20 protein-coding genes are annotated in these 22678 nt (G+C 65.5%); 8 read left to right on the forward strand and 12 right to left on the reverse strand.

Going from position 1 to position 22678, the window contains the following annotated elements; all coding sequences use genetic code 11:
- Window position 1 precedes the first annotated feature (1 nt).
- The 4 genes from fliR (at window position 2) to DK842_RS22075 (ending at window position 5175) form a co-directional block, all read left to right on the forward strand.
- On the forward strand, window positions 2–781 hold the full coding sequence (fliR, locus tag DK842_RS22060; protein ID WP_114063416.1) for a flagellar biosynthetic protein FliR: 780 nt from the start codon (window positions 2–4) through the stop codon (window positions 779–781).
- Window positions 774–1913 carry a flagellar type III secretion system protein FlhB gene (gene flhB, locus DK842_RS22065; protein WP_114063417.1) on the forward strand — a complete coding sequence of 380 codons (1140 nt, stop codon included), beginning with the start codon at window positions 774–776 and terminating at the stop codon, window positions 1911–1913. The genes fliR and flhB overlap by 8 nt, the downstream gene beginning before the upstream one ends.
- The gene (locus tag DK842_RS22070) at window positions 1910–4000 is read left to right on the forward strand and encodes a flagellar biosynthesis protein FlhA (RefSeq protein ID WP_114063418.1); all 2091 of its coding nucleotides are present in this window, start codon (window positions 1910–1912) and stop codon (window positions 3998–4000) included. Before flhB ends, DK842_RS22070 begins: the two co-directional genes overlap by 4 nt.
- Window positions 4001–4311: 311 nt before the next feature.
- On the forward strand, window positions 4312–5175 hold the full coding sequence (locus tag DK842_RS22075) for a helix-turn-helix domain-containing protein (RefSeq protein WP_114063419.1): 864 nt from the start codon (window positions 4312–4314) through the stop codon (window positions 5173–5175).
- Between the two features lie 77 nt (window positions 5176–5252).
- Here the strand turns inward: DK842_RS22075 and DK842_RS24175 are convergent, their stop codons facing one another.
- The 3 genes from DK842_RS24175 to DK842_RS23500 form a co-directional block, all read right to left on the reverse strand.
- The gene (locus DK842_RS24175; RefSeq protein ID WP_145964119.1) at window positions 5253–6968 is read right to left on the reverse strand and encodes an ATP-binding response regulator; all 1716 of its coding nucleotides are present in this window, start codon (window positions 6966–6968) and stop codon (window positions 5253–5255) included.
- 11 nt (window positions 6969–6979) lie between these two features.
- Window positions 6980–7468 (reverse strand): oxidoreductase, encoded by a 489-nt coding sequence (locus tag DK842_RS22085; RefSeq protein ID WP_114063421.1) that lies wholly within the window; start codon window positions 7466–7468, stop codon window positions 6980–6982.
- Window positions 7469–7667: 199 nt separating this feature from the next.
- Window positions 7668–8822, reverse strand: coding sequence for a flagellin N-terminal helical domain-containing protein (locus DK842_RS23500; RefSeq protein WP_114063422.1), 1155 nt, complete (start codon window positions 8820–8822; stop codon window positions 7668–7670).
- A 188-nt stretch (window positions 8823–9010) separates the two neighbouring features.
- On the opposite strand from DK842_RS23500, the gene DK842_RS22095 reads away from it, so the two are divergent.
- The 3 genes from DK842_RS22095 to DK842_RS22105 all read left to right on the forward strand — a co-directional run bounded on the left by DK842_RS22095 (window position 9011) and on the right by DK842_RS22105 (window position 12989).
- The gene (locus DK842_RS22095; protein ID WP_114063423.1) at window positions 9011–10276 is read left to right on the forward strand and encodes a S10 family serine carboxypeptidase-like protein; all 1266 of its coding nucleotides are present in this window, start codon (window positions 9011–9013) and stop codon (window positions 10274–10276) included.
- Window positions 10277–10333: 57 nt separating this feature from the next.
- Complete coding sequence (locus DK842_RS22100; RefSeq protein ID WP_114063424.1) at window positions 10334–11728, forward strand: CoA transferase; 1395 nt, start codon at window positions 10334–10336, stop codon at window positions 11726–11728.
- A gap of 67 nt (window positions 11729–11795) precedes the next feature.
- Window positions 11796–12989 carry an MFS transporter gene (locus DK842_RS22105; RefSeq protein WP_168194957.1) on the forward strand — a complete coding sequence of 398 codons (1194 nt, stop codon included), beginning with the start codon at window positions 11796–11798 and terminating at the stop codon, window positions 12987–12989.
- A 12-nt stretch (window positions 12990–13001) separates the two neighbouring features.
- On the opposite strand, the gene DK842_RS22110 is transcribed toward DK842_RS22105, so the two are convergent.
- From DK842_RS22110 to rbsK, 6 genes are all read right to left on the reverse strand, one after another.
- Window positions 13002–14018 carry a substrate-binding domain-containing protein gene (locus tag DK842_RS22110; protein ID WP_114063426.1) on the reverse strand — a complete coding sequence of 339 codons (1017 nt, stop codon included), beginning with the start codon at window positions 14016–14018 and terminating at the stop codon, window positions 13002–13004.
- A 98-nt stretch (window positions 14019–14116) separates the two neighbouring features.
- The gene (rbsB, locus tag DK842_RS22115; protein ID WP_114063427.1) at window positions 14117–15052 is read right to left on the reverse strand and encodes a ribose ABC transporter substrate-binding protein RbsB; all 936 of its coding nucleotides are present in this window, start codon (window positions 15050–15052) and stop codon (window positions 14117–14119) included.
- 58 nt (window positions 15053–15110) lie between these two features.
- On the reverse strand, window positions 15111–16049 hold the full coding sequence (locus DK842_RS22120; RefSeq protein WP_114063428.1) for an ABC transporter permease: 939 nt from the start codon (window positions 16047–16049) through the stop codon (window positions 15111–15113).
- On the reverse strand, window positions 16046–17554 hold the full coding sequence (locus DK842_RS22125; protein WP_114063429.1) for a sugar ABC transporter ATP-binding protein: 1509 nt from the start codon (window positions 17552–17554) through the stop codon (window positions 16046–16048). The genes DK842_RS22120 and DK842_RS22125 overlap by 4 nt, the downstream gene beginning before the upstream one ends.
- 11 nt (window positions 17555–17565) lie before the next feature.
- The gene (rbsD, locus tag DK842_RS22130) at window positions 17566–17964 is read right to left on the reverse strand and encodes a D-ribose pyranase (protein WP_114063430.1); all 399 of its coding nucleotides are present in this window, start codon (window positions 17962–17964) and stop codon (window positions 17566–17568) included.
- Complete coding sequence (rbsK, locus tag DK842_RS22135) at window positions 17961–18851, reverse strand: ribokinase (protein ID WP_114063431.1); 891 nt, start codon at window positions 18849–18851, stop codon at window positions 17961–17963. Before rbsK ends, rbsD begins: the two co-directional genes overlap by 4 nt.
- Before the next feature lie 285 nt (window positions 18852–19136).
- On the opposite strand from rbsK, the gene DK842_RS22140 reads away from it, so the two are divergent.
- Complete coding sequence (locus tag DK842_RS22140; RefSeq protein ID WP_168194958.1) at window positions 19137–19886, forward strand: MgtC/SapB family protein; 750 nt, start codon at window positions 19137–19139, stop codon at window positions 19884–19886.
- A gap of 38 nt (window positions 19887–19924) precedes the next feature.
- Here DK842_RS22140 and zapE read toward each other — a convergent pair whose 3' ends face one another.
- From zapE to yfcF, 3 genes are all read right to left on the reverse strand, one after another.
- Complete coding sequence (zapE, locus tag DK842_RS22145) at window positions 19925–21088, reverse strand: cell division protein ZapE (RefSeq protein WP_114063433.1); 1164 nt, start codon at window positions 21086–21088, stop codon at window positions 19925–19927.
- Between the two features lie 89 nt (window positions 21089–21177).
- Window positions 21178–21939 (reverse strand): substrate-binding periplasmic protein, encoded by a 762-nt coding sequence (locus tag DK842_RS22150; RefSeq protein ID WP_145964120.1) that lies wholly within the window; start codon window positions 21937–21939, stop codon window positions 21178–21180.
- Window positions 21940–22006: 67 nt separating this feature from the next.
- Entirely contained in the window at window positions 22007–22618 is a 612-nt protein-coding gene (yfcF, locus tag DK842_RS22155; RefSeq protein WP_114063435.1) for a glutathione transferase, read from the reverse strand.
- Window positions 22619–22678 lie beyond the last annotated feature (60 nt).

Raw genomic sequence — 22678 nt, forward strand, 5'->3', positions numbered from 1 at the left:
GATGCAGGGCCTGTACGCCCAGTTGCTGGACCTGATTCCCGCCGTCTGGTGGCCGTTCTGCCGGCTGATGGCGGCCTTCGCCATCGCGCCCTTCATCGGCGACGCCGTGGTGCCGATGCGCGCTCGCGTCGGCCTGGCGCTGGCGCTGGCCGTCGCCTGCATCCCAGGCATGCCCGCCCATTCGCCCATCGACCCGTTCACGCTGCATGGCGTCGCCGCCAGCGTGGAGCAAGTGGTCATCGGCCTGTTGTTCGGCCTCGCCTTCCAGCTGACTCTCTCCATTCTCGCCTTGCTGGGCTTTTTGCTGTCTTCGCAGATGGCGCTGTCGATGGCCATCATGAACGACCCGGGCAACGGCAACAGTTCGGACGTGGTGTCCAGCCTGCTCTACCTCCTGGCCGCCCTGCTGTTTTTCGCCATGGACGGCCACCTGGTCCTGGTGCAGGTGGTGTACGCCAGTTTCCGCGCCTGGCCGCTGGGCGGCGGCATCCCGCAGGCCTCGCTGCCGGTGCTGGCCGCCAGCGTAGGCTGGGTGATGTCGGCGGCGATGATCCTGGCCTTGCCTGTGGTGTTCGCCACCTTCGTGGTGCAGGCCGGCTTCGGCATGATCAACCGCGTGGCGCCGGCGCTGAACCTGTTTTCCCTGGGCTTTCCGGTGGTGACGCTGTTCGGCCTCTCTACGCTGACCTTGCTGATGCAGGTGCTGCCGCCGCAATACCTGAGCCTGAGCGAGCAAACCCTGCGGCTGTTGAACCGCCTGCTGGAGGTTGGCCATGGCTGAAGGAAAACAGGGCGACAAGACAGAAAAGGCCACCCCACAGCGGCTGCGCAAGGCGCGCGAACAGGGCCAAGTGCCGCGCTCCAAGGACCTGGCCGCCGCGCTGGGCCTGCTGTTGGCGCTGAAGATGATGTTCTGGCTGGCGCCGGGTTGGCTGGATGACTTCCGCCAATTGTTCGCGCTGGCCTTCGCCTCGCTCTCCGGCCAAGGCGCGCTGGAAAACAGCTGGTCCAAGCTGTTCGGCGGCACCTTGCTGCTGCTGCTGAAAATGCTGGCGCCGCTGGCCGTCATTCCCGCCGCCATGCTGCTGCTCAGCCTGTTTCCCGGCGGCTGGGTGTTCGTGCTGAACCAGATCAGCCCCAAGTTCGAGCGGATGAACCCGCTGGCCCACCTGTCGCGCCTGGCCTCGCCCAAACACGCCAGCGAGATCGGCAAGTCCATTGCCAAGGCGCTGATTCTGGGCTGGCTGCTGTACCGGATAGCCCGCGACACCATAGGCGATTTCTTCGCCCTGCACAGCATGCCGCTGCTGCCCACGCTGGCCGGCGCGGCCGATCTCTTGCTGACCAGCCTGCTCAAGCTGGCGGCGGTGTTTTTGCTGTTCGCGCTGGCCGACCTGCCGCTGCAGGTATTCCTGTTCCTGAAGCAACAGCGGATGAGCAAGCAGGAAATCAAGGAAGAGCACAAGAACACCGAAGGCCGCCCCGAAGTGCGCCAGCGCATCCGCCAGTTGCAGCAGCAGATGGCGCAGCGCGGCGTGCGCAAGGCGCTGCCCGGCGCCGACGTGATCATCGTCAACCCCAGCCACTACGCGGTGGCGCTGAAATACGACGAGAACCGCGCCGAGGCGCCGTTCATCGTCGCCAAGGGCGTGGACGAGATGGCCCTTTACATCCGCCAGCTGGCGGACGAACTGAAACTGACGGTGCTGCCGCTGCCGCCCTTGGCGCGCGCGGTGTACCACACCACCCAGGTCAACCAGCAGATCCCCGCGCCGCTGTACCGCGCGGTGGCGCAGGTGCTGACCTATGTCTTGCAACTGAAGGCGTTCCAGGCGGGTAGCCGCCGCAGCCGGCCCACCCTGCCGGACCTGCCTATCCCTCGCGAACTGTCCGACCCCGAGCCCGCATCATGAACTCGCTGACCAAACTGCTTGCCGACATCGGCCGCCATAAGCTCGCCGCCCCGCTGTTCCTGCTCGCCATTCTGGCGATGGTGATGCTGCCCCTGCCGCCCTTGGCGCTGGACATGCTGTTCACTTTCAACATCGTGCTGGCCATCATCGTGATCCTGGTCAGCGTATCGGCGCGGCGGCCGCTGGATTTCTCGGTGTTTCCCACCATCATCCTGGCCACCACGCTGATGCGGCTGTCGCTGAACGTGGCCTCCACCCGCGTGGTGCTGCTGCACGGCCATGAAGGCACGCATGCCGCCGGCCGGGTGATCGAGGCTTTCGGCAACGTGGTGATAGGCGGCAACTTCGTCGTCGGCATGGTGGTGTTCGTCATTCTGATGATCATCAATTTCATGGTGGTGACCAAAGGCGCCGAGCGGATATCGGAAGTATCGGCCCGCTTCACGCTGGACGCGCTGCCGGGCAAGCAGATGGCGATCGACGCCGACCTCAACGCCGGCCTGATCAACCAGGAGCAGGCTCAACAGCGCCGCCGCGACATCGCCACCGAGGCCGACTTCTACGGCGCGATGGACGGTGCGTCCAAGTTCGTCCGCGGCGACGCCATCGCCGGCATTCTGATTCTGATCATCAACCTGTTCGGCGGCGTGGCCATCGGCGCGCTGATGCACGATCTGTCGATGGGAGACGCCTTCCGCCAGTACGCGCTGATGACCATAGGCGACGGCCTGGTGGCGCAAATCCCGGCGTTGCTGCTGTCTTCCGCCGCCGCCATCATCGTCACCCGCATCAACGACGAAGCCGACATGCCGCAACAGGTGAGCAGCCAGATGCTGGCGTCGCCCACCGTGCTGATGAGCGCGGCCGGCATGATGCTGGTGCTGGCCATCATCCCGGGCATGCCGTGGCCCACGTTCCTGGGCTTCGCCGCGTTGTTGGGCTATGTGGCCTGGCGCATGCACGCGCGCCGCCCGGCGCCTCCCAGCGCACCCAACCAGGCGACGGTGAAGTCCGCCTTGCAGGGCGAATCCGAAATCGACCTGGAATGGAGCACCCTGCCCTACGCCGATACGCTGGGCATCATGCTCGGCTACAGGCTGGTGGCGCTGCTTGACGCCGGCCAGGGCGCGCCGCTGGCCAAGCGGGTCAAGGGCGTGCGTCAGACCCTGTCCGAGCAGATGGGACTGCTGCTGCCCACGGTGAATCTGCGCGACGACCTGCGCCTCAAGCCGTCTCAATACGCGATCCAGATTTCCGGCAACACAGTGGCCGAGGCCGAGGTTTACGCCGATCGGCTGATGGCGATTCCCTCGCCCGACGTCTACGGCGAAATGGACGGCATGCCCGGCATCGATCCCGCCTTCGGCATGCCGGTCGTCTGGATCGCCCAGGCCGACAAGAGCAAGGCGCTGGGACTGGGCTACCAGGTGGTGGACTGCGCCAGCGTGATGGCGACCCACCTGAACAAGGTGATGCGCGAAAACGTGGCCGAGCTGTTCCGCCACGACGACGTGGCCGCGCTGGGAGAACGGCTGTCGGCCCTGGCCCCCAAACTGGCGACGGCGCTGGGGCAAGCGCTGACCCCGGTGCAGCAATTGCGCGTGTTCCGCCAGTTGCTGCAGGACAACGTCTCGCTGAAAGACATCGTGCCCATCGCCTCCGCGCTCCTGGAGGCCAGCGACAGCACCAAGGATCCCATCATGCTGGCGGCTGAAGTGCGCTGCGCGCTGAAACGGCAGATCATCCAGTCCATCATCGGCCCGCGCGACGAGATACGCGCCTTCAATCTGTCCGCCGATCTGGAAAACCTGCTGCTCGCCGCGCTCGGCCAGGCGCAGCAGACCGGCAAGCCGCAGTTGGACAGTTTCCCCATCGACCCCAACGTGCTGCAGCAGCTGCAAGCCAACATGCCGGTTGTCCGTGACCAAATGAAACAGCAAGGGCAGCCGCCGGTGCTGCTGGTGATGCCGCAAATCCGCCCTTTGCTGGCGCGCTATGGCCGGCTTTTCGCACCCGGCCTGCATGTGCTCTCCTACAATGAGGTGCCGGAAAACCGGCAAGTCAGCCTGACCGGCACGTTAGGCTGACCCTTTGCGCCTCCCGCGCCGGATGCTTGCCATCCGGCGCGACTCTCCGCTCCCTCCCTCCCCACCCCTCGCTCAGAGGGTCGCACGGCTTTCAATCAATTCAATGCCTTAACCGCCGAGATGGCGAAGACCGCCATTTCGGTTGTCGTTCCGCCATCAAAATGACAATTATATTTTTCGCATGTTGTGAAAATGCAAAAGCATGATTCGCAAAATTAGGAAAAATTGCCTGCATGAGCATTTTTTGCACACATGTCGCGCGCATGGGTGTTAGGATCGCGGATATGAAAATCATGTGACAGGGCATCGCCATGACCACCCCCAAATCCGCCAACGAAATCATCTGCGACAACATCCGCAAACAGCTGGACCAGTTCCGCTGGCCGGAGCCCCAACAAGCCAGCCTGATCGAACAGATCCTGGGCCTGAGCACTTCGCAGGCCTACCGCAAGCTGAACGGCAGCAGTCCGTGGCAATTGGCGCAGGTAGAGCGCCTGGCCCAGTATTTCAACATCCCCGCCTCCAGCCTGCTGGTCGACCACAGCCAACAAGAAGGCCAGACGCCGCCGGACAACGAACTGACGCCCGCCATCCTGCATCTGAACAACCAGAGCGGCGAGGCGCACTGCTGGATACAGCTGGGCGAGCAGCTGGCGGACGACTCCTGCGCGCCGCTGTTCCTGGCCAAGCGCCTCCACGATTGCTGGCACGTGTTTCCCGGCACCCAGTTCGACGGCGAAGACGGCTACGAAGTGGGCTACCTGACGATACGCCCGCCCAAGCGCGCCAACGCCAAGCGTCTGCTGGTGGCCGTGCTGGACGACAAGGATGCCGACCTGCTGTCCGCCATCCTGGTGCAGCAAGGCCTGTTCGCCCTGCCCTACCAGCAGCCCCAGGCGCTGCTTCAGGCGCTGGAGCGAGAAGACTTCGACGCCTTCGTGCTGGATTGGGTATTGGGCGAGCCCACCAGTTGCATGGAAGTGATCGAGACCATACGCCGCCGCTCCGCCACCGTGCCCATCGTGGTGCTGACCGGCTACGCGCTGGAGCACGAAAGCGAATTGTCGCGCGCGCTGCAGACCCACGGCGTCTACTACATCGGCAAGCCGGCGCCGGGCTCCATCCTGGCCCTGCAGATCAAGAACATGGTCACCAATGCGCTGGAACACGCCTGACTCTTTCCACCGCAATGAAAACAGGCTCCCAACTGGGAGCCTGTTTTTTTTTTGGGGGGGGGATAAAGCCGCGCAATCTATGGCAAAGGCAGGGAGGCCAGCGCGGCGCGCAGCCGCGCGCTGTCGAAAGGCTTGCTCAAGGTGGCGGCGAACCAGCCGGCGCGCGCGTCGTCGAATTCCTCCGGGTCAGCGCTCATCGCCAGCATCAGCGGCCGCTGCGCCTGCTTGCGCGCCAACTCGGCCAGCTGATAGCCGCTGTCGCCGCCCAGCTGCATGTCCAGCAGCAACACGTCGAAACGGCGCTGCAGCAGACAGTCGCTGGCCTGGCTCAGCGTGGCGGCGCACGCCACCTGATAACCATCCTGGCTGAGCAGCTCCGCCACCGTCGCGCGGATTTCGTCATCGTCTTCCACCACCAGCACGCTGCGGCTCCGCTCCGCCTCGCCAACCTGGCGCAGTGGCAGCCTCACGGTGAACAAGGACCCCGCGCCAACCGCGCTCTCCATTTCAATGCTGCCGCCAAACAGGCGCACTAGCTCCTTGACGATGGACAGGCCCAGGCCGCTGCTGCCCGGACGGCGATTGCGGCCCTGGCTGAACGGCTGGAAAATGCGCTGCCTGTCCTCGTCGGCGATGCCGATGCCCGTGTCTCTGACTTCGATCCACAACTCGGCATGATCGCTCTCCACGCCCCGGGCCTTCAGCGTGACGCCGCCTTGGTCGGTGTAGCGTATCGCATTGGACACCAGGTTGCCGACGATCTGGCGCAGCCTCGTCTCGTCCAGCAGCGCCATCTCCGGCAGCGTCTCCTCCTCGTAGCGCAGCGCCAAGCCCTTGGCGTCGGCCAGCGGCTGCATCACATCGATCACCGCGCGCAGCGCGGCGGACAGTTTCACTCGTCCCGGATTCAGCCGCAGTTGCATGTTCTTGATCGCGGAAATGTCCATGATGTCGTGCACCTGGCTGGTCAGCTGCGCCATGCCCGCCTTCATCCGCTTCAGCGCCAGCTGCGCCGCAGGCTGAGGCGCCACCGCCGGCTCCACCAGCTCCATGCACATCTGCATCGATTGCAAGGGCGAGCGGATTTCGTGGCCCAGGGTGCCGAGGAAAGTGGTGCGATCCAGCTCCAGCGCCACCGTCGCCTGGTGCGCCGCGCGCTCCTGCTCCAGCAGCGACTGGCGCACTTCCGCCAGCTCCTTCACCTCGCGGAAGCGCATCAGCACCAGCAGCACGCCGGCGATGCCGCCGCACAGCACCAGTTGCAGCATCAGCATTTGCGAGCGCTGGCTGGCCAGCGCCTTGGTCCGCGCCACCCGGGCGGACACTTCCGCTTCGCGGCTTTGCACCGCGAAATTGGCCAGCACCGGCCTGAGCGCATCGATGCGCACCACCATGCGCCGCGCCCAATCCGGCGTGATCCGCAGCCAGTTCCTGTCATGCATCAGCGGCCCCAGCGCGGCCACCAGCGCCTCGAAGCCCGGCACCCTCCGCAACTGGCGGTGCACCAGCACGCTGTCCGGCGCCTCGAACACCTGATAGCGGCTTTGCAGCAGCTGGAACTGGATGCCGGGATCGAAACCGGTGGGTTCCCCGGCGTAGCCGATCAGTTCGGCGCGGGTTTTCTCCAGCTCGATGTGCAGCTGGGCCACGGTCCAGTACAGCTGTTCGCTCTTGCCGCCGTCTATCAGCGCCTGGCTGGCGCGGTCCAGGCGGTAGAAATTCCAGCCGGCGGCCAACAGCAGCACCAGCAGCGACAAAATCAGCCACCACGGCGCCTGCACGTAGCGCCTCATGCCGCCCAGCCTCACATCACCTCCATCGCTTCCACCTGCCACACCAGCTTGGCGTCCAGGGGCGGTCCCTTGTCGGCGTCCGGCATGACTTGCAGCGGGTACATCAGCCACAAGGGGCCGTAGTGGGCGACATCGAACGGCTTGTTGTCGATGCGCCGCGCCAGCACCACGCTCTGCTTGGCCAGCTCGTCCACCGAGATGTCGTAGCGGTAATAATTGATCGCCAGCACCCTCACCATCGCGCCCTTGGCCTCCACCTTGGCCAGGATGTCGCGCACCAGCGGGCCGCTGAAACGCACCGACGGCGTCCAACTGGTGGAGGTGGTGAAACTGACTTGCTTCAGCTTGGCCAGATCGCTGTCGCGGAACTGGTAAACGCCGCGCTTGGCGTCGGTGAAACGGCCGATCTTGCCCGACACCGTCAACACCACCGGATCGCCGCCCGCCAGCGCGGGCACGCTCAGGCAGAGGCCTACCAAGCAGCACAGGGCCTTACGCATAGCCATCCTCGAATCGCAAATAAAAAACGGCCAATTATATTCGCCGCAAGCCCGCCGCAACCAGTGCCGCGCGCAGAAAACCGGTTTGCCGCCAATATTTCGCAACCATTTCGCCCCCCAGAGAAAGGGGAAAAAAACAAAAAAGCCAGTGGCGGGCCACTGGCTTGCATCGCCGCGGCCCGAAGGCCGCATGCCGATGTTACTGCAGCAGGGACATGGCCATGCTGCTCATGCCGCCGCTTTGCTTCAGCATGGAGGTGCTGGCTTGCATCAGCATCTGCTTGGCGGTCATGTTGGCGCTTTCGTTGGCGTAGTCGGTGTCCATGATGCGACCCTTGGCTGCCTGCGTGTTGTTGTTCACGTTGGACAGGTTGTTGATCACGTGGTCCAGACGGTTGGCGTTGGCGCCCAGCGCGGAGCGCACGGTGCCGACGGCGTCCAGCGCCGCATTGATCGAGGTAATGGTATCCGTCTTGCCCACCTCATCCGAATTGCCGGCCGCAGAAGCGGAAGCGAAGCCTTCTACGGCCTTATCCAGGTCGGCTTGCAGAGCAAGTTTCTTGGTTGCGTCGGTTTCACCATCCCAAGCGGCTTTGGCTGCCGTCAGAACATCATTCGCAGCTTTCAGATCTTTTTGAGTCGCCGGATCGATAGAGCCTTGCGCAGTCACCATCGCTTCAATGGCTGACTTATATTCTGCGTTCTTAGTTGCGTCCAAAGCCAATTCGGCCTTGGCACCATCAACAACCAGTTTCTTGGCTGCAACCAGCTTGGCAGTAGCTGCCGGGCCTGCGGCCGGACCGCCTTCTTTTTCGTACTGAGTCGATACTTTGCCCAAAGCATTGTCCAGGCTGGTCATCTCGCCAGTCAGGCTCAGCTTCATCGACTCATCCGCGCCGGCACCGATTTGGAAGCTCAGAGCCTTGGTCAGCTTACCGCCTTGCAACAGCTTCTCGCCGCCGAAGGAGGTGTTCTTCATAATGTTGGTCAATTCCTTACCCAGCTGATTGAACTCAGCTTGCATTGCTTTCTTGTCATCGGCGGTGGTGGTTGCGTTGGAACCTTCGGTGCCCAGGTCCTTCATCCGTTGCAGGATGTTGGTCACTTCGTTCAGCGCGCCTTCGGCGGTCTGCAGCATGGAGATGCCGTTCTGGGCGTTCTTCATGGCGACGGTCATGCCGCGGCTTTGCGCGTCCAGACGGGTGGCGATCTGCAGGCCGGCGGCGTCGTCCATCGCGGAGTTGATGCGCAGGCCGGTGCCCAGGCGGGTCATGGAGGTGGACAGCGCCGTTTGGGTGCTGTTCATGTTGGACTTGGTGTTCAGTGCCGCGATATTGGTGTGCAGGCTCAGCATGGGAGTGCTCCGTCGGTTTGGTTGTTGAGCGGCATCGCTGCCGTTACCCCAGCAAGGCGGCGGCGCGGCGCGGGAACTTAAATATCAATCGAATGTGAAAAATCACATCATCTTTATCAAGCGAATTTCTTCATCTCCGCTGTCTATACTCAGACATCACCGTCCTGCCACGCCGCGCGGCCCCCCTCATGAACGTGCAATCGAATCCCTTCCTGTTCGAAAGCGCCATCCTCAGCCACCTGCCCGGCTTCGGCGCGGTTCGGACCACCCAGCTCGCCGGCTATCTGTCGGTGGGCGACGCGGCCGGCGGCTGGCTGTATTTCTGGTTCAGCGAAGCCGGCGGCCAGCCAGAGCAAGCGCCGTTGCTGGTATGGGTCAACGGCGAGTCGACCCGCAGCGCCATGGACGCGCTCTTCGACGAGCACGGCCCCTATCTGCTGGATCCTTCCGGCCGCGTGTACCCCAACCCGTTCAGCTGGCACCACCATGTCAACTACCTGATCATCGATCAGCCGCTGGGCCAGGGACTGTCCTTCGCCACCCATGCGCGCTACCTGCCGGAAACCCATGACGAAGCCAGCCTGCAGCTGTACCACGCGCTGCAGGAGTTCCTGCTGCGCTGGCCGCGCTACCGGGAACGGGATTGCTATCTGTTTGGCAGCGGCTCGACCGCCCATACGCTGGCGCGCCTGGCCCACCGCATCCTGGACGGCAACGGCAGCGGCCAGCCGCAGATCGAACTCAAGGGGCTGGGGCTGGGCAACGCGCTGCTGGCGCCGGAAATCCAATTGCCCAGCCACATCGAATACGCGCATCAACACCGGCTGATCAATCTGAGCGAGAAAAACCGGGCGCTGGAGCGGCTGGAACAATACCGCCACGCCCTCGCCTCGCCAAACAGCCTGCAACGCCAGCTGGCCAGCGGCGTCGCCATCGGCATCGAGCGCTTCATCCAGCAATGCTGCGGCCGCGATCTCCGGGACATACGCCATCCGCCTGCAAAACCGTCCCGCCTGCTGGATGAATACTTGAAAAAACCGCCGGTGCAACAAGCGCTGCGCCTGGATGCCCGCGCCGACGGAGTGCCGCCGGCCTTGCCCATCCAGCTAGGCGAAGCCGCGTGGCTGGAGAGTTCGTCCCATCTGTTCCCGCCGCTGCTGGACCAGCTGAAAGTCCTGTTCTTCCATGGCGAGTGCTCGCTGGAGGGGAATTACCTCGGGCTGGACGCCTGGCTCAACACCCTGTCGTGGACGCAGGCGGATAATTTCCGCCTGCAAAAGCGCGTGGCCTGGCGCCCCTACGGCATGGCGGCAGGCCTGATTCGCCGCCATGGCGACCTCTCGCAAATCATCATCCAGAATGCCGGCCTGAGAGCGACTCGCGACCAACCCGCCGCAGTGCAGGCTATGCTGCGGGATTTCCTTGCCTGCGACTACGTCAAACATGACATTTGAGTTGACCATCCGGCGCGGCGACGGTGTAATTAGCCATCGTCTACACGGAAGCCATCCATGTCGAAACATTCCCCACGCGCGGCCGAACAGCTCTGGCAGGCCTGCGGCTTGGATGCCGCCGCGCTGTCGCGCCTGGCGCTGCCCTCCTCGCGTCCCATCCTGCCCTCGTCCTTCGACATCGCCGCCGCGGCGCAAGCCGGCATCGGCGCTTGCGCGCTGGCCGCCGCCGAGCTCTGGCGCCAGCGGGGCGGCGAGGCCCAAACCGTGCGCGTGGACGCCGGCCACGCCGCTGCGGAATTCCGCAGCGAGCATTATTTCCGGGTCGATGGCGAGCTGCCCGCCGACCCTTGGGACAAGATCGCTGGCCTCTATCGTTGCGGCGACGGCCGCTGGGCGCGCATCCACACCAACTTCGCCCATCACTGCCAGGGCGTGCTGGGGCTATTGGGCTGCGACTACGATAAAAGCGCGGTGGCCGCCGCGCTGGCCTCCTGGTCCGCCCTCGACTTCGAACACGCCGCCGCCGAACGCGGCCTGGTCGTCGCCGCTTTGCGCGGCTTCGACGAATGGGACGCCCATCCCCAAGGACAAGCGGTCGCGGCGCTGCCGCCGCTGACGCTCACCCGGCTGGACGACGCCCCGCCCTTGCGGATGGGCGACGCGGACAGGCCGCTGGACGGCGTGCGCGCGCTGGACCTGACCCGCATCATCGCCGGCCCGGTGGCCGGGCGGGCGCTGGCCGCCCACGGCGCCGACGTGCTGCGCGTCACCTCGCCCAGGCTGCCCACCATCCCCACGCTGGACATCGACACCGGCCGCGGCAAACGCAATGTCCAGCTGGACCTGCTCGACGCCGGCAGCCGGGAAATCCTGCGCAGCCTGCTGGCCGACGCCCATGTCTTCATCCAGGGCTATCGCCCCGGCGGCCTGGCCAAGCTGGGCTTCTCGCCCGTGGACGCCGCCAGGCTGCGACCCGGCATCGTCTACGTCAGCCTCAGCGCCTACGGTAAAGCCGGCCCCTGGGCCGGCAGGCGCGGGTTCGATTCGCTGACCCAGGCCGCCAGCGGCTTCAATCTGGCCGAGGCGGCTGCCGGCGGGGGCGAACAGCCGCGCGCGCTGCCCGCCCAAGCGCTGGACCACGGCGCCGGCTATCTGGCCGCGCTGGGGGCGATCGCCGCCCTGCTGCGCCAGCGGCGGGAAGGCGGCAGCTGGCATGTGGAGGTGTCGCTGGCCCAGGCCGGCCACTGGCTGCGCGGCCTGGGCCGGGTGGAGAACGCCATGGAACTGCCGCTGCCGTCGCTGGATGACGTCCGCCCCTGGCTGGAGGAGAGCGATTCCGGCTTCGGCCGCCTGCTGGCGGTGAGCCATGCCGCGCGGATGGAAAAAACGCCGGCGCGCTGGGAGCGGCCGGCCATGCCGCTGGATAGCCATGCGCCGTCCTGGACTGGCTGAAATGACAGGTTCATCTCCGCGCCGCCGCGTTGAAACTGGCGGTTTTCCCATGCATGGCGAGGATTGGATGAAAACCAACAAGTACCTGATCGAGGCGTTGCTGTTCGCCAGCTATGTGCTGTTCGGCATGAGTTGGGCCGGCGGCAGCGCTTTCATTCCGCAGATCATGCGCGAGCTGGGCCTGCACGATCTGGCCGCCGGCTCCCACATCAGCAACGCGGTGGCCGCCGCCAAGCTGCTGGGCACCTTTGTCGCGGCCGGCATCCTGTCCCGGCTGATGGCGAAGAAGGCGGTGGCGCTGGCGATGGCGCTGATGGCGGTGGGCGCGCTGACGCCCTTCGTCCACAGCTATCCCTGGCTGCTGCTGGTGCGTTTCCTGATGGGACTGGGCGGCGCGCTGATCATCGTCTATTTCGCGCCCATCGTGATGCAATGGTTCGAGCCCGGCGAGCGTCCCTTCGTCAACGGCCTGAACTCGGTCGCCTTCAATGTCGGCACCGCCGCCATCCTGTTCGGCCTGCCGGCCATGCTGGGCTGGTTCCGGGACTGGCAGACCACGCTGCTGGCCATCTCGCTGGGCAGCGTGGCCTGCCTGGGGCTGTGGCTGGTCTTCGGCGCCGACGGCGCGCAAGAGAAGAAACCTGCAGCCGACGGAACGCGCCACACGCTGGGCCAGGGGCTGAAAGAGCGCTTCAACTGGCTGCTGGCCTTCACCTACAGCGGCACGCTGTCCTTCTACGTGATCCTGTTCAGCTTCTATCAGAACGCCGGCATCCAGCAGGCCAAATTCGTGGTGCTGGCCGGTTTGGCCGGCACCGTGGCCGGCATCTGGCTAGCCCGTAAAATGACGCGTCGGCTGCCGTTGCTGCGCGTCTCCGGCCTGCTGCAGTTGCTGGCGGTGATGGGCTTGCACGCGCAAGTATGGGGGTGGAGCGATGATGCCGGACTGGTCACCGCTTCGGCGCTGGCCGCGGGCTTCTTCATTTTCCTGCCCATCACCAGCCTGGTGACGCTGGCGCAAGAACAAGCCGGCATGACGCCTGAGAAAGTGGCGGTCACCTTCAGCCTGTTCTGGTTCCTCAGCTACCTGCTGGCCACAGTGTCGCCTTATCTGTTTGGCTTGCTGGTGGACCTGCGACATGGCGACTACGGCCTGGCGATGGCCTTCGCCACGCTGCTGTCGTCCACCTTCCTGCTGGGTTCGCTGCTGATGCGCGAAACGCGCGAGCCCGCCGCCCGCCAGGCCGCGCAATCCGCCTGAGGCCGCCAGCCGCTAGACGGCCAGCCTGCGCAGATTGAGGCTGGCCGGCACCCGGATGTCGCGCTCGGCCAACGCCACGCCCTGCAACAACGCCAACGCCTGGCTCAGGCTGGCTTCGGCCAGCGCGCGGCTATCCTGGCGTATGGCGTCCACCGCCAGCGGCAGGCAATCCAGCAGCGGATGATCATCGAAAGTCAGCAGAAATTGCGGCGCCTCGCGCATTCGGTGGCGTTCGCGGATGAAAGACAACACTCCCTCCAACAGCGTGATGGACGCGGTGAACAGCGCGCGCGGGTAGCGGCCGTTCCCGGCATGCCAGTCGGCCATCATCCGGTAGCCGGACTCTCGCTGGAAATCGCGCTCTGCCACCCAGTCCGCGCCCTCGGCCAGCCCCGCGGCCGCCAAGGACTGGCGATAGCCCGCCAAGCGCTCGCGACTGGCCGACAGCGCCGGCTGGCCGCCAAAATACGCCAACTCGTCCACGCCCGCCGCCAGCACCGGCGCCAACAGCCGCGCCACGCTGTCGCCCGCGTCGGTGACCGCCGACGGGATGCCGCTGCCAGGGATATGGCGGTCGGCGAACACCAAGGGCAGCCTGCCGGTCCAGGCCTGGTAGCGGCCGGCGTCTGCGCCGCACGGCACCACGATCATGGCATCCACCTGGCGCGCGGCCAGTTGGCCGATGCCGGCGCTCTCTCGCTCCAGGTCTTCGTCGCTGGTCACCATCAGCAACTGGTAGCCGCGCTCGCGGCAGCCGTTCTCCAACGCCTGCGCCAGCGCCGCGTGGGTGGTGTTGGTCAGGTCCGGCACCACCAGGCCTATGCTGCTGCTGCGCCGGCTGCGCAAGCTGCGCGCCTGCTGGGAAGGCTTGAAATGATGCTCGCGCGCAGCCTTCTCCACTTTCTCCACCGTGGCCGGAGAGATGCGGTAACGTTCGGCATGGCCGTTCAGCACCATGCTGGCGGTAGTGCGCGATACGCCGGCCAGCGCGGCGATGTCGTCTATGGTCAGGCGTTTGAAGCTGCTCATGGTCGATAGCGGGATCGATGATGCGGAAATGATAAACGCAATATGGCAAAGCGGGGCCGCGCGCGCCCGGCGCCGGCCCCGCTCGGCTCAGCCCTGGATTATTGATGAACCAGGTTCAGCGGCACCGGGATGAACTTGTCGACCTGCTGGCCGTCCGCCAGTTTCTTGGCGGTCTGCACGCCGTACTGGCCGATCAACGCCGGCTGCTGCTGCACGGTGGCGGCCAACGCGCCGGACTTGACTGCGGCCACCGCGTCCGGGGTGGCGTCAAAGCCCACCACCACCACATTCTTCAGGCCGGCGGCCTGGATCGCCTTCACCGCGCCCAGCGCCATTTCGTCGTTATGCGCGAACACGCCTTGGATGTCCTTGTTGCCCTGGATGATGTTCTCCATCACCGACAGGCCCTTGGCGCGGTCGAAATCGGCCGGCTGCTTGGCCAGCAGCTTGACACCCTCCTTCTTGTCCACCACCTGGTGGAAGCCCTCGCCGCGCTCGCGGGCGGCAGAAGAGCCGGCAATGCCTTCCAGCTCGACGATGCGGCCCTTGTCCCCCAGCTTCTCCAGCAGGAACTTGCCTGCCATCACGCCGCCGGCGATGTTGTCGGACGCGATGTGGGCGCTGACTTCGGCGCCGTTGACGCTGCGGTCCAGCGACACCACCTTGATGCCCTTGGACGTCGCCTCCTTCACCACGTTGGCCACCGCGGACGAGTCGGTCGGGTTGATCAGGATCACGCTGACCTTCTTCTGGATCAGGTCCTCCACGCTGGCTTGCTGCTTGGCCGGATCGTCCTGCGCGTCGACGGTGATCAGATTCACGCCCTGTTTCTTGGCTTCAGCCGCCGCGCCGTCGCGCAGCTCGACGAAGAACGGGTTGTTGAGCGTGGACACCGCCAGGCCGACAGTGATCTTGCCATCGGCCGCCGCGGCGCTGGCGTCGCCGGCCGGCGCGCTGCCCGGACCCTGCTTGGAGCAGGCGGCGATGCCGAAGGCCAGGATGCCGGCCACGAGCGGGGTAAGAATGCGTTTCATGCTGATGCTCCCTGAGAAATGGTTAATGCACTGCATTGGGCGGCGCGCGCCGCCATCGTCACTTCTTGTTGCTGCGATCCAGCAATACCGCCAGCAGAATCACCGCGCCCTTGATCACCTGCTGGTAGAACGAAGACACGCCCAGCAGATTCAAGCCGTTGTTCAGCACGCCGATCAGCAGCGCGCCGATCAGGGTGCCGAAAATCCAGCCTCGGCCGCCGCTGAGGCTGGTGCCGCCCAGCACCACCGCGGCGATCGCGTCCAGCTCGTAGCCGGTGCCGGCCGTCGGCTGCGCCGAATTGAGGCGCGAGGTCAGCACCACGCCGGCCATCGCCGCCATCGAGCCGGAAGCGGTGTACACCCACAGCTTGACCCGGTCCACCTTGACGCCGGACAGCCGCGCCGCCTCCTCGTTGCCGCCGGTGGCGTACAGGTGGCGGCCGAACACGGTCTTTTTGAGCAGGAACCAGAAGCCGGCGAACAGGATCAGCATCCACGCCACCGGCACCGGCACCAGGCCGGCGATGTAGCCGCCGCCCAGCATCGAGAACAGCTCGCTGTCGAAGCCGGTGATCGGGCTGCCGTTGGAAAACACCAGCGCCAGGCCGCGCAGGATGGTCATCGACGCCAGCGTGGCGATGAACGGCGCCACCTTGCCCTTGCTGATCACCAGGCCGTTGAACAAACCCATCGCCGCGCCGGCCAGGATGCCCAGCAGCGTGGCCAGCATCGGATCGACCCCGGCTTGCAGCAAGCTGGCGGTCAGCACCGAAGACAGCGCCAGGATGGAGCCGACCGACAAGTCGATGCCGCCCAGCAGGATCACCAGCGTCATGCCGAAGGCGATCAGCGCGTTGATCGACACCTGCCGCATCACATTCAGCAGGTTGTTGACGGTGAGAAAGTCCGGGCTCATCACGGACAGGCCGACGGCCACCAGCACCAGGGCGATGAAGGGGCCTAGGCGTTGCAGATTGGCTTTCTGTTGCGGGGTCATGCTTGCTTCCTGGTTTCGATGTCAACGGCCCCGCCGGTCGCGGCGGCCATCAGGGTTTCCTGGCTGCAGCCGGCGGCGTCGAAGATGCCGGCCTGGCGGCCCTCGTGCAGCACCAGGATGCGGTTGCTCAGCGCCAGCACTTCCGGCAGCTCGGACGACACCATCACGATGGCGGCGCCGGCGGCGGCCAACTGGTTGACGATGTGGTAGATCTCGGCCTTGCCGCCGACGTCGACGCCGCGCGTCGGCTCGTCCAGCAGCAGCACCTTGGGCGGATTCGCCAGCCATTTGGCGAACACCACTTTCTGCTGATTGCCCCCGGACAGCGATTTGACGTCCAGCTCGGCGTCGCGGGTGCGGATGCGCAGCTGCTCTATCAAGCCGTCCACCGCCCGCTTCTCGTCGCCGGCGCTCACCACGCCCAGCCGGGCATAGCGGTCCAGATGCACCAGCGTCGCGTTCTCGCGCAGCGACATGCCCAGCACCAGGCCCTTGCTCTTGCGGTCTTCCGGCACGAAGCCCAGGCCGGCGGCGATGGCGTCGCCCGGCGCGGCCACCTTCAATTCCTCGCCGTCCAGCGCCACGCGGCCGGCGGTGCGGCGCTTGGCGCCGAACAGCGTCTTCAGGATGTCGCTGCGGCCGGAGCCCATCAGCCCGGCGATGCCCAGCACCTCGCCGGCGCGCACCTCGAAACTGATGCCGGCGATCATGTTCTCATCGGCGAGGTTTTCCACCTTCAGCCGCACCGTGCCCGGAACGGCTTCGCGCTTGGGATAGCGGTCGCCGATCTCGCGGCCCACCATCATCCGCACCACCTCGTCGAAATCGGTGCGGGCGATTTCGCGCTCGCCGACGAAATAGCCGTCGCGCAGCACGCTGATCTTGTCGCACACCCGGAAGATCTCCTCCATCCGGTGCGAAACGTAGACGATGGCCACGCCGTTTTCCTTCAGCTGGGCCATCAGGCCGAACAGCGTGTCGATCTCGCGCTCGGTCAGCGCCGCCGTCGGCTCGTCCATGATCAGCACGCGGGCATTCAGCGCCAGCGCTTTGGCGATCTCCACCATCTGCTGCTGGCCGATGGACAAACCGCCGGCCTCGGCGTCGGGATCGATGCCGCCGACGCCCAGCGCCGCCAGCTGCGCCTTCGCCTCACGGCGCATGCGGCCATAATCGATCAGGCCGAAGCGCGACGGCTCGCGGCCGAGAAACAGGTTTTCCATCACCGACAGCTGCGGGATCAGGTTCAATTCCTGGTGGATGATGGCGATGCCGGCCGCCTCCGCCGCCGCGGTATCGCGCAGCTCGGCCTTGCGGCCATCCAGCAGGATGTCGCCGGCGTCGGCGCGGTGCACGCCGCTGAGTATCTTCATCAACGTGGATTTGCCAGCGCCGTTCTCGCCCATCAGCGCGTGGATCTCGCCGCCGCGCAGCGTGAAATCGACATTTTCCAGCACCTTGACCGGCCCGAAAGCCTTGCTGATGCCGCGCATGGTCACTTGCATGGTCCGGCTCCTCAGAAGATCACGCCGGAATGCAGGATCACGTTGGCGTACGGGGTGCATTCGCCAGTGCGGATCACCGCGCGCGCCGCCTGGCAACGCTGCTTGAATTCCTCGTGGCTGACGAAATCCAGCGCCGCGCCGGCCTGCGCCATCTCTTCGGCCTTGTCCTGCACCGCCTGGTTGTGCAGGCGGCACTCGATGGCGAACACCGCCCGCTCGCACTGGAAATCGGCCAGGACGCTGTCCAGCGTCTCAATGAAGCTAGGCTGGCCCAATTTCAGCGACAGGTCCACGCACTCGACGCCGGGCGGAATGGGCAGGCCGCAATCGGCGATCACCAGGCTGTCCGTATGGCCCATGGTGGCCAGGATGCGAGCGATGTCGCGGTTCAAATGGCCATGTTTCTTCATCCCTCGCTCTCCAGAAAAGCTTCCAGTTCCGCCAGCGTGGGCATGCCGCCCTGCGCGCCGGGACGGGTGACGGCCAGCGCGCCGGCCGCGTTGGCGCGGCGCACCGCTTCTTCCAGGCCCAGCGGCAAGAAGGTCGCCAGCGCGCCGTTGAAGGTGTCGCCGGCGCCGGTGCTGTCCACCGCCTTCACCTTGAAGCCCGGCTGGTGGCGCAACTGGCCGCGCGCCAGCGCGAAATAGGCACCGTGCTTGCCGTGCGTCATCACCAGCTTGCCGGGACGTTCGGCCAAGAGCGCGCGCCAGTCGGCGTCCGGCTGGGCCAGCATGGTCAGGAATTCATGTTCGTTGGGCGTCAGCAGCGCGACCCGCTGCAACAGCTCTTCCGGCAGCGGCACCGCCGGCGCGGGGTTCAACAGCAGCGCCTTCTTGTGGCGGGCCGCCAGTTCGGCGGCGCGGCGCACCGTCGCCAGCGGAATTTCCAACTGGGTCAGCACCACGTCGGCTTCGATGAAAGCCTGCTCGGCGGCGTCCAGATGCGCGGGCGTCAGCTTGTGATTGGCCCCCGGCGCCACCAGGATGGCGTTGTCGCCGCCGCTGACCGTGATGGCGGCGATGCCGGTGGGTCCGTCCACGGTCGCCATCCGGCTGCAATCCACGCCTTCGCGCTCCAGGTGGGCGCGCAAGTCGCGGCCGAAAGCGTCATCGCCGACGCAGCCCAAGAGCGCCACCTCCGCGCCCAGGCGGACGGCGGCCACGGCCTGGTTGGCACCCTTGCCGCCCGGATAGGTGGCGAAGCCATCGCCCAGCAGCGTCTCGCCCAGCTTAGGCATGCGCTTGGCGGACACCACCAGGTCCATATTGATACTGCCGACAACCAGCACCCGAGTCATGCGCTCTCCCTATGTACCTTTGCTACACAGCATGCTTGCAATACATGCTAAAACGTAATCAGCACCGATTTATAGCAGAACTTTCAAACCAATTGGAAGAGCTGCAGCAAAAAATGTAGTCGCCAGACTACATATTTTTACGTGAAGATATTATTTGCCACACGCCATTTTCCATTCCGCCATGGGCGTTGCCGCCCGGCTATGCCATCATTGCCGCTTTCACGGGAGCGGCGCATCAAGAGAGGCGCCGTCTCGCCGATGCATGGTCGAAACACAGGAGGACGCATGGTCTGGGACGGGCAGGAATTGCTGGCGATGTACTGGAGCGACGCCAAATGGCAGATCAACCTGCTGGTGACCGCCCACATGCTGGGCGGCTTGCTGCTGGGGAGCCTGCTAGGCTACGAGCGCTGGTACAACGGCCGCGCCGCCGGCATGCGCACCTATGGCCTGGTGTGCATGGCGTCGTCCGCCGCGATCAGCATCATCGGCTATTCCGGCTACTGGTACGGCGGGCACTCCGCCGACATCATGCACGGCGACATGACGCGGGTGGCGCAGGGCGTGCTGACCGGCATCGGCTTTCTCGGCGCCGGCATGATCATGAAGGAAGGCTTGAGCATCAGCGGCCTGACTTCGGCCGCATCGGTCTGGATGTCTTCAGTGATCGGGATACTGATAGGCGTGGGCTTTTACGCCGCCGCCGTCGCGCTCACGCTGACCTGCATGGGCTTCGTCACCGTAGTCAACCGCGTCGAAAACGTGTTGCCGCGCCGGGTCAGCCTGTTCGTCACGCTGAGGCTGGCGCGCGAGCACAGCTGGACGGTGGAGTCGCTGGCACGCCGGCTGGAGCCCACCGGCCTCAAGCTGCACGAGGAAAGCATCAGCATCCAGGCGGACCAGGCAGGCACGCGCTGGAGTTTTCTGATCTCGGCCCAGGACCGCCGCACTTTCATCAGCGTGGTGGACCTGGCGCGCGACATCATGGCATCCGACCACATCCTGGAGCTGGACCTGCAGCCGGCGCGCAATTAAAGCGCCGCCGACAAGACTTGGCAGAAAAGCGGCGCCGTTTACAGCGCCACGCCAGGCGGCGGCTGGTCGTGGCTTTGCGCCATCGACTGGTGCGGCAGCTCCAGATAGCTCTTGGTCTGCATCTCCGCCAGCCGGCTGGCGGTGCGGAAGAATTCGCCGGACTGCAGGCCTTCGGTGTAGATCTCTTCCGGCGGCGCGTCGGCCGAGGCGATCAGCTTGACGCGGTTGTCGTAGAACACGTCCACCAGCCAAGTGAAGCGCCGGGCGATGGACGCCTGCTTGGCGCTGAGCCTGGGAATGCCGGACACGAACACCGTGTGGTACTCGCTGGCGATTTCCAGATAGTCGGTCTGCGCGCGCGGGCCGTCGCACAGGGCCATGAAATCGAACCAGGCCACGCCCGGCGATAACCGCTTCACCGCGATCTCCCGCTCCAGCACGGCGATGGTCTTCTGCTTCAGTTCCGCGCCGGTGCTCACCCGCTGGAACAGCTGCTCCATCCGCCGCTCGCAAGCCTCGTCCGCCGGCACCATGAACAAGGGCTCTCGCGTCAGCTCGCGCAGCCGGTAATCATGGCCGCCGTCCACGTTGAGCACGTCCAGCTCCCGCTTGATCAACTCAATGGTGGGCAGGAAATTCTGCCGCTGCAGGCCGCCCGGATACAAACCGTCTGGCTCGTAATTGGACGTGGTCACCACCACCACGCCGCGCTCGACCAATGCCGCCAGCAGCCGGCCCAGTATCATCGCGTCGGCGATGTCCGACACATGGAACTCGTCGAAACACAGCAGCCGCGTCGCCTTGGCGATCTGATCGGCATAGGCCAGCAGCGGGTCCTTGCCGCCGGCGAACTTGCGCAGCTCGCGGTGGGTTTCCGCCATGAAATGGTGGAAGTGGATGCGCCGTTTGCGGCGGTAAGGCACGCAGGCGTAAAAGGCGTCCATCAGGAAACTCTTGCCGCGCCCCACGCCGCCCCAGAAGTACAAGCCGCGCGGCACCTCGGGACTTCTCAGGCTGCGGCCTAGGAAGCGGTTGCGCTTGGTCTTGAAATCCACCAGTTGATGCCACAGCCGGTCCAGTCGCTCGATGGCGGCGGCCTGCGCCGCGTCGTGGATGAAACCCGGCTTCTCGCTGGCCTGCTGATACCAGCCCTTGGGGCTGCAATGGACGTTCTCGTCCGGAGAGAATACGTGTTGCGACATGGTTATGCTTGTTCTGCGCTGCGTTTGACGCCGCCAGGGCGGCAAGGGAATGCTTGAATGATAACCGCTTTGCCCGCGCCGCGCCGCATTCAGCGGCAAGACGCCAGCCGCATGCCGTAGGACGAGGCCAGCCGGGACAGCTCGCCGTCCTTGCACATCTCGTCCAGCGCGCGGTTGAACTCCTCCACCATGCCAGGCTTCAGCCGGCTGCGGGTGAAACCGTACAGGTAGGCCAGCTGCTTCACCTCGGCCAGCTGGCGCACATTGGACAGCGTGTCCTGGCGTATCCAGTAGCGGGCGACGTCGTCATTGGAAAACGCCACCGCCTCGGCGCCGTAACGCCCGGCCGACAACTTGCGCAGCACGGTTTCCGGATCCAGCTCCACGGTCATGTTGACGCCGGCCACGCCGGCCACCAGCTTCTCGCAATTGGTCTGCGACAGCGACGGTCCATATACCGCCACATTGCGCCGGGCCAGGTCGGAGGGCTGCCGGTAACGCAGCCCGTTGCCGCTTAATGCATATAGACCATAGCTGCTGGTCAACACCGGCTTGGTCAGTTCCATCACCGCGCGCCGCTCCGGCGCGTCCTGCGCCAGCACCAGGCCATCCGCCCCGCCCTGGCTGATGGTCAGCAACGCCCGCTTCCAGACCATGATCTGCACATTGCAGTTCCAGCCCAGCCGCGCGCAAGCGCGCTGCAGGATGACCACCAGCGCGCCATCCGGCTTGCCGGACGAATCCTGAGTGATGAAGGGGGGAAACAGCTGGGTGACGAAGTACAAATCTCGAGAGGCCGCGCCGGCTTGCATGCCGACGCAGGCCAGCAACAGGACGGCCAATCGTTTCAAGCCCGTTCTCGCTGCGTTCACATCGTCCCCTTCCCCTCCCGTTTACCGCAGTATAGGCGGGCGCGCCTCAGCGGGCTTGCCTGGCGCGCCAGGCCGCCATCGACGGCCTATGCCATTGCGCATCGGCATAGGCGGCCAAGTTCGGCGGCAGCTCCTCTGCCGTCAAACGCTTCAGCAGCAGCGCCAGCTCGGCGTCCACGACGCACCAGTCGCCGAACAAATTGCCGCCGCCGGCCGGCGCCACCGCCTCGGCCACCGCGATCAGCTTGTCCGCCGCCTTGCGCGCCGCCTCGCCCAGCGGCAAAGCCGGCTTGCGGCCGAACACCGTCTCGGTGCTGCGCTCATCGCGCAGCGGCAGCAGGTCGCTGCGCAGCCAGGCCTGCAGCTGGCGGGCGCGGGCGCGGGCTTTGAGGTCCGCCGGCAAAACGCGCGCGCTGTCGGGATAGGCTTCTTCCAAGTATTCGATGATGGCCGACGATTCGCTCAGGCGAAAGCCTCCATCCGCCAGCATGGGCACGCGGGAGGTCAATGATTGGGCGCGGTAGGATGGTTCGAACTGCTCGCCGCCGGCGAGATCGCGGGTGAAAACCTCGAAGGGCAGCTCCTTCTCGGTCAGCGCGATGAAGACGGCCATCGCGTAGGGGCTGAAGAAATCCTGATCGACGTGGAGCTGCAGCATGGCGTTTGAATCCTGGAGGAAAATGCCATGCTATTGGCAATGCGGCGCCCAAGCAAGGCC

Source organism: Chromobacterium phragmitis, from assembly GCF_003325475.1.
GTDB lineage: Bacteria > Pseudomonadota > Gammaproteobacteria > Burkholderiales > Chromobacteriaceae > Chromobacterium > Chromobacterium phragmitis.

What these genes read in the sequence shown, in the direction of transcription:
- yfcF (WP_114063435.1), bottom strand. Translation starts at nt 22,618, where the DNA reads ATGCTGCAGCTCCACGTCGATCAGGATTTCTTCAGCCCCTACGCGATG.
- rbsD (WP_114063430.1), bottom strand. Translation starts at nt 17,964, where the DNA reads ATGAAGAAACATGGCCATTTGAACCGCGACATCGCTCGCATCCTGGCC.
- DK842_RS22095 (WP_114063423.1), top strand. Translation starts at nt 9,011, where the DNA reads ATGAACGTGCAATCGAATCCCTTCCTGTTCGAAAGCGCCATCCTCAGC.
- DK842_RS24175 (WP_145964119.1), bottom strand. Translation starts at nt 6,968, where the DNA reads ATGAGGCGCTACGTGCAGGCGCCGTGGTGGCTGATTTTGTCGCTGCTG.
- fliR (WP_114063416.1), top strand. Translation starts at nt 2, where the DNA reads ATGCAGGGCCTGTACGCCCAGTTGCTGGACCTGATTCCCGCCGTCTGG.
- rbsB (WP_114063427.1), bottom strand. Translation starts at nt 15,052, where the DNA reads ATGAAACGCATTCTTACCCCGCTCGTGGCCGGCATCCTGGCCTTCGGC.
- DK842_RS22125 (WP_114063429.1), bottom strand. Translation starts at nt 17,554, where the DNA reads ATGCAAGTGACCATGCGCGGCATCAGCAAGGCTTTCGGGCCGGTCAAG.
- DK842_RS22120 (WP_114063428.1), bottom strand. Translation starts at nt 16,049, where the DNA reads ATGACCCCGCAACAGAAAGCCAATCTGCAACGCCTAGGCCCCTTCATC.
- DK842_RS22140 (WP_168194958.1), top strand. Translation starts at nt 19,137, where the DNA reads ATGGTCTGGGACGGGCAGGAATTGCTGGCGATGTACTGGAGCGACGCC.
- rbsK (WP_114063431.1), bottom strand. Translation starts at nt 18,851, where the DNA reads ATGACTCGGGTGCTGGTTGTCGGCAGTATCAATATGGACCTGGTGGTG.
- DK842_RS22085 (WP_114063421.1), bottom strand. Translation starts at nt 7,468, where the DNA reads ATGCGTAAGGCCCTGTGCTGCTTGGTAGGCCTCTGCCTGAGCGTGCCC.
- DK842_RS22100 (WP_114063424.1), top strand. Translation starts at nt 10,334, where the DNA reads ATGTCGAAACATTCCCCACGCGCGGCCGAACAGCTCTGGCAGGCCTGC.
- DK842_RS22075 (WP_114063419.1), top strand. Translation starts at nt 4,312, where the DNA reads ATGACCACCCCCAAATCCGCCAACGAAATCATCTGCGACAACATCCGC.
- zapE (WP_114063433.1), bottom strand. Translation starts at nt 21,088, where the DNA reads ATGTCGCAACACGTATTCTCTCCGGACGAGAACGTCCATTGCAGCCCC.
- DK842_RS22105 (WP_168194957.1), top strand. Translation starts at nt 11,796, where the DNA reads ATGAAAACCAACAAGTACCTGATCGAGGCGTTGCTGTTCGCCAGCTAT.
- DK842_RS22070 (WP_114063418.1), top strand. Translation starts at nt 1,910, where the DNA reads ATGAACTCGCTGACCAAACTGCTTGCCGACATCGGCCGCCATAAGCTC.
- DK842_RS23500 (WP_114063422.1), bottom strand. Translation starts at nt 8,822, where the DNA reads ATGCTGAGCCTGCACACCAATATCGCGGCACTGAACACCAAGTCCAAC.
- DK842_RS22110 (WP_114063426.1), bottom strand. Translation starts at nt 14,018, where the DNA reads ATGAGCAGCTTCAAACGCCTGACCATAGACGACATCGCCGCGCTGGCC.
- flhB (WP_114063417.1), top strand. Translation starts at nt 774, where the DNA reads ATGGCTGAAGGAAAACAGGGCGACAAGACAGAAAAGGCCACCCCACAG.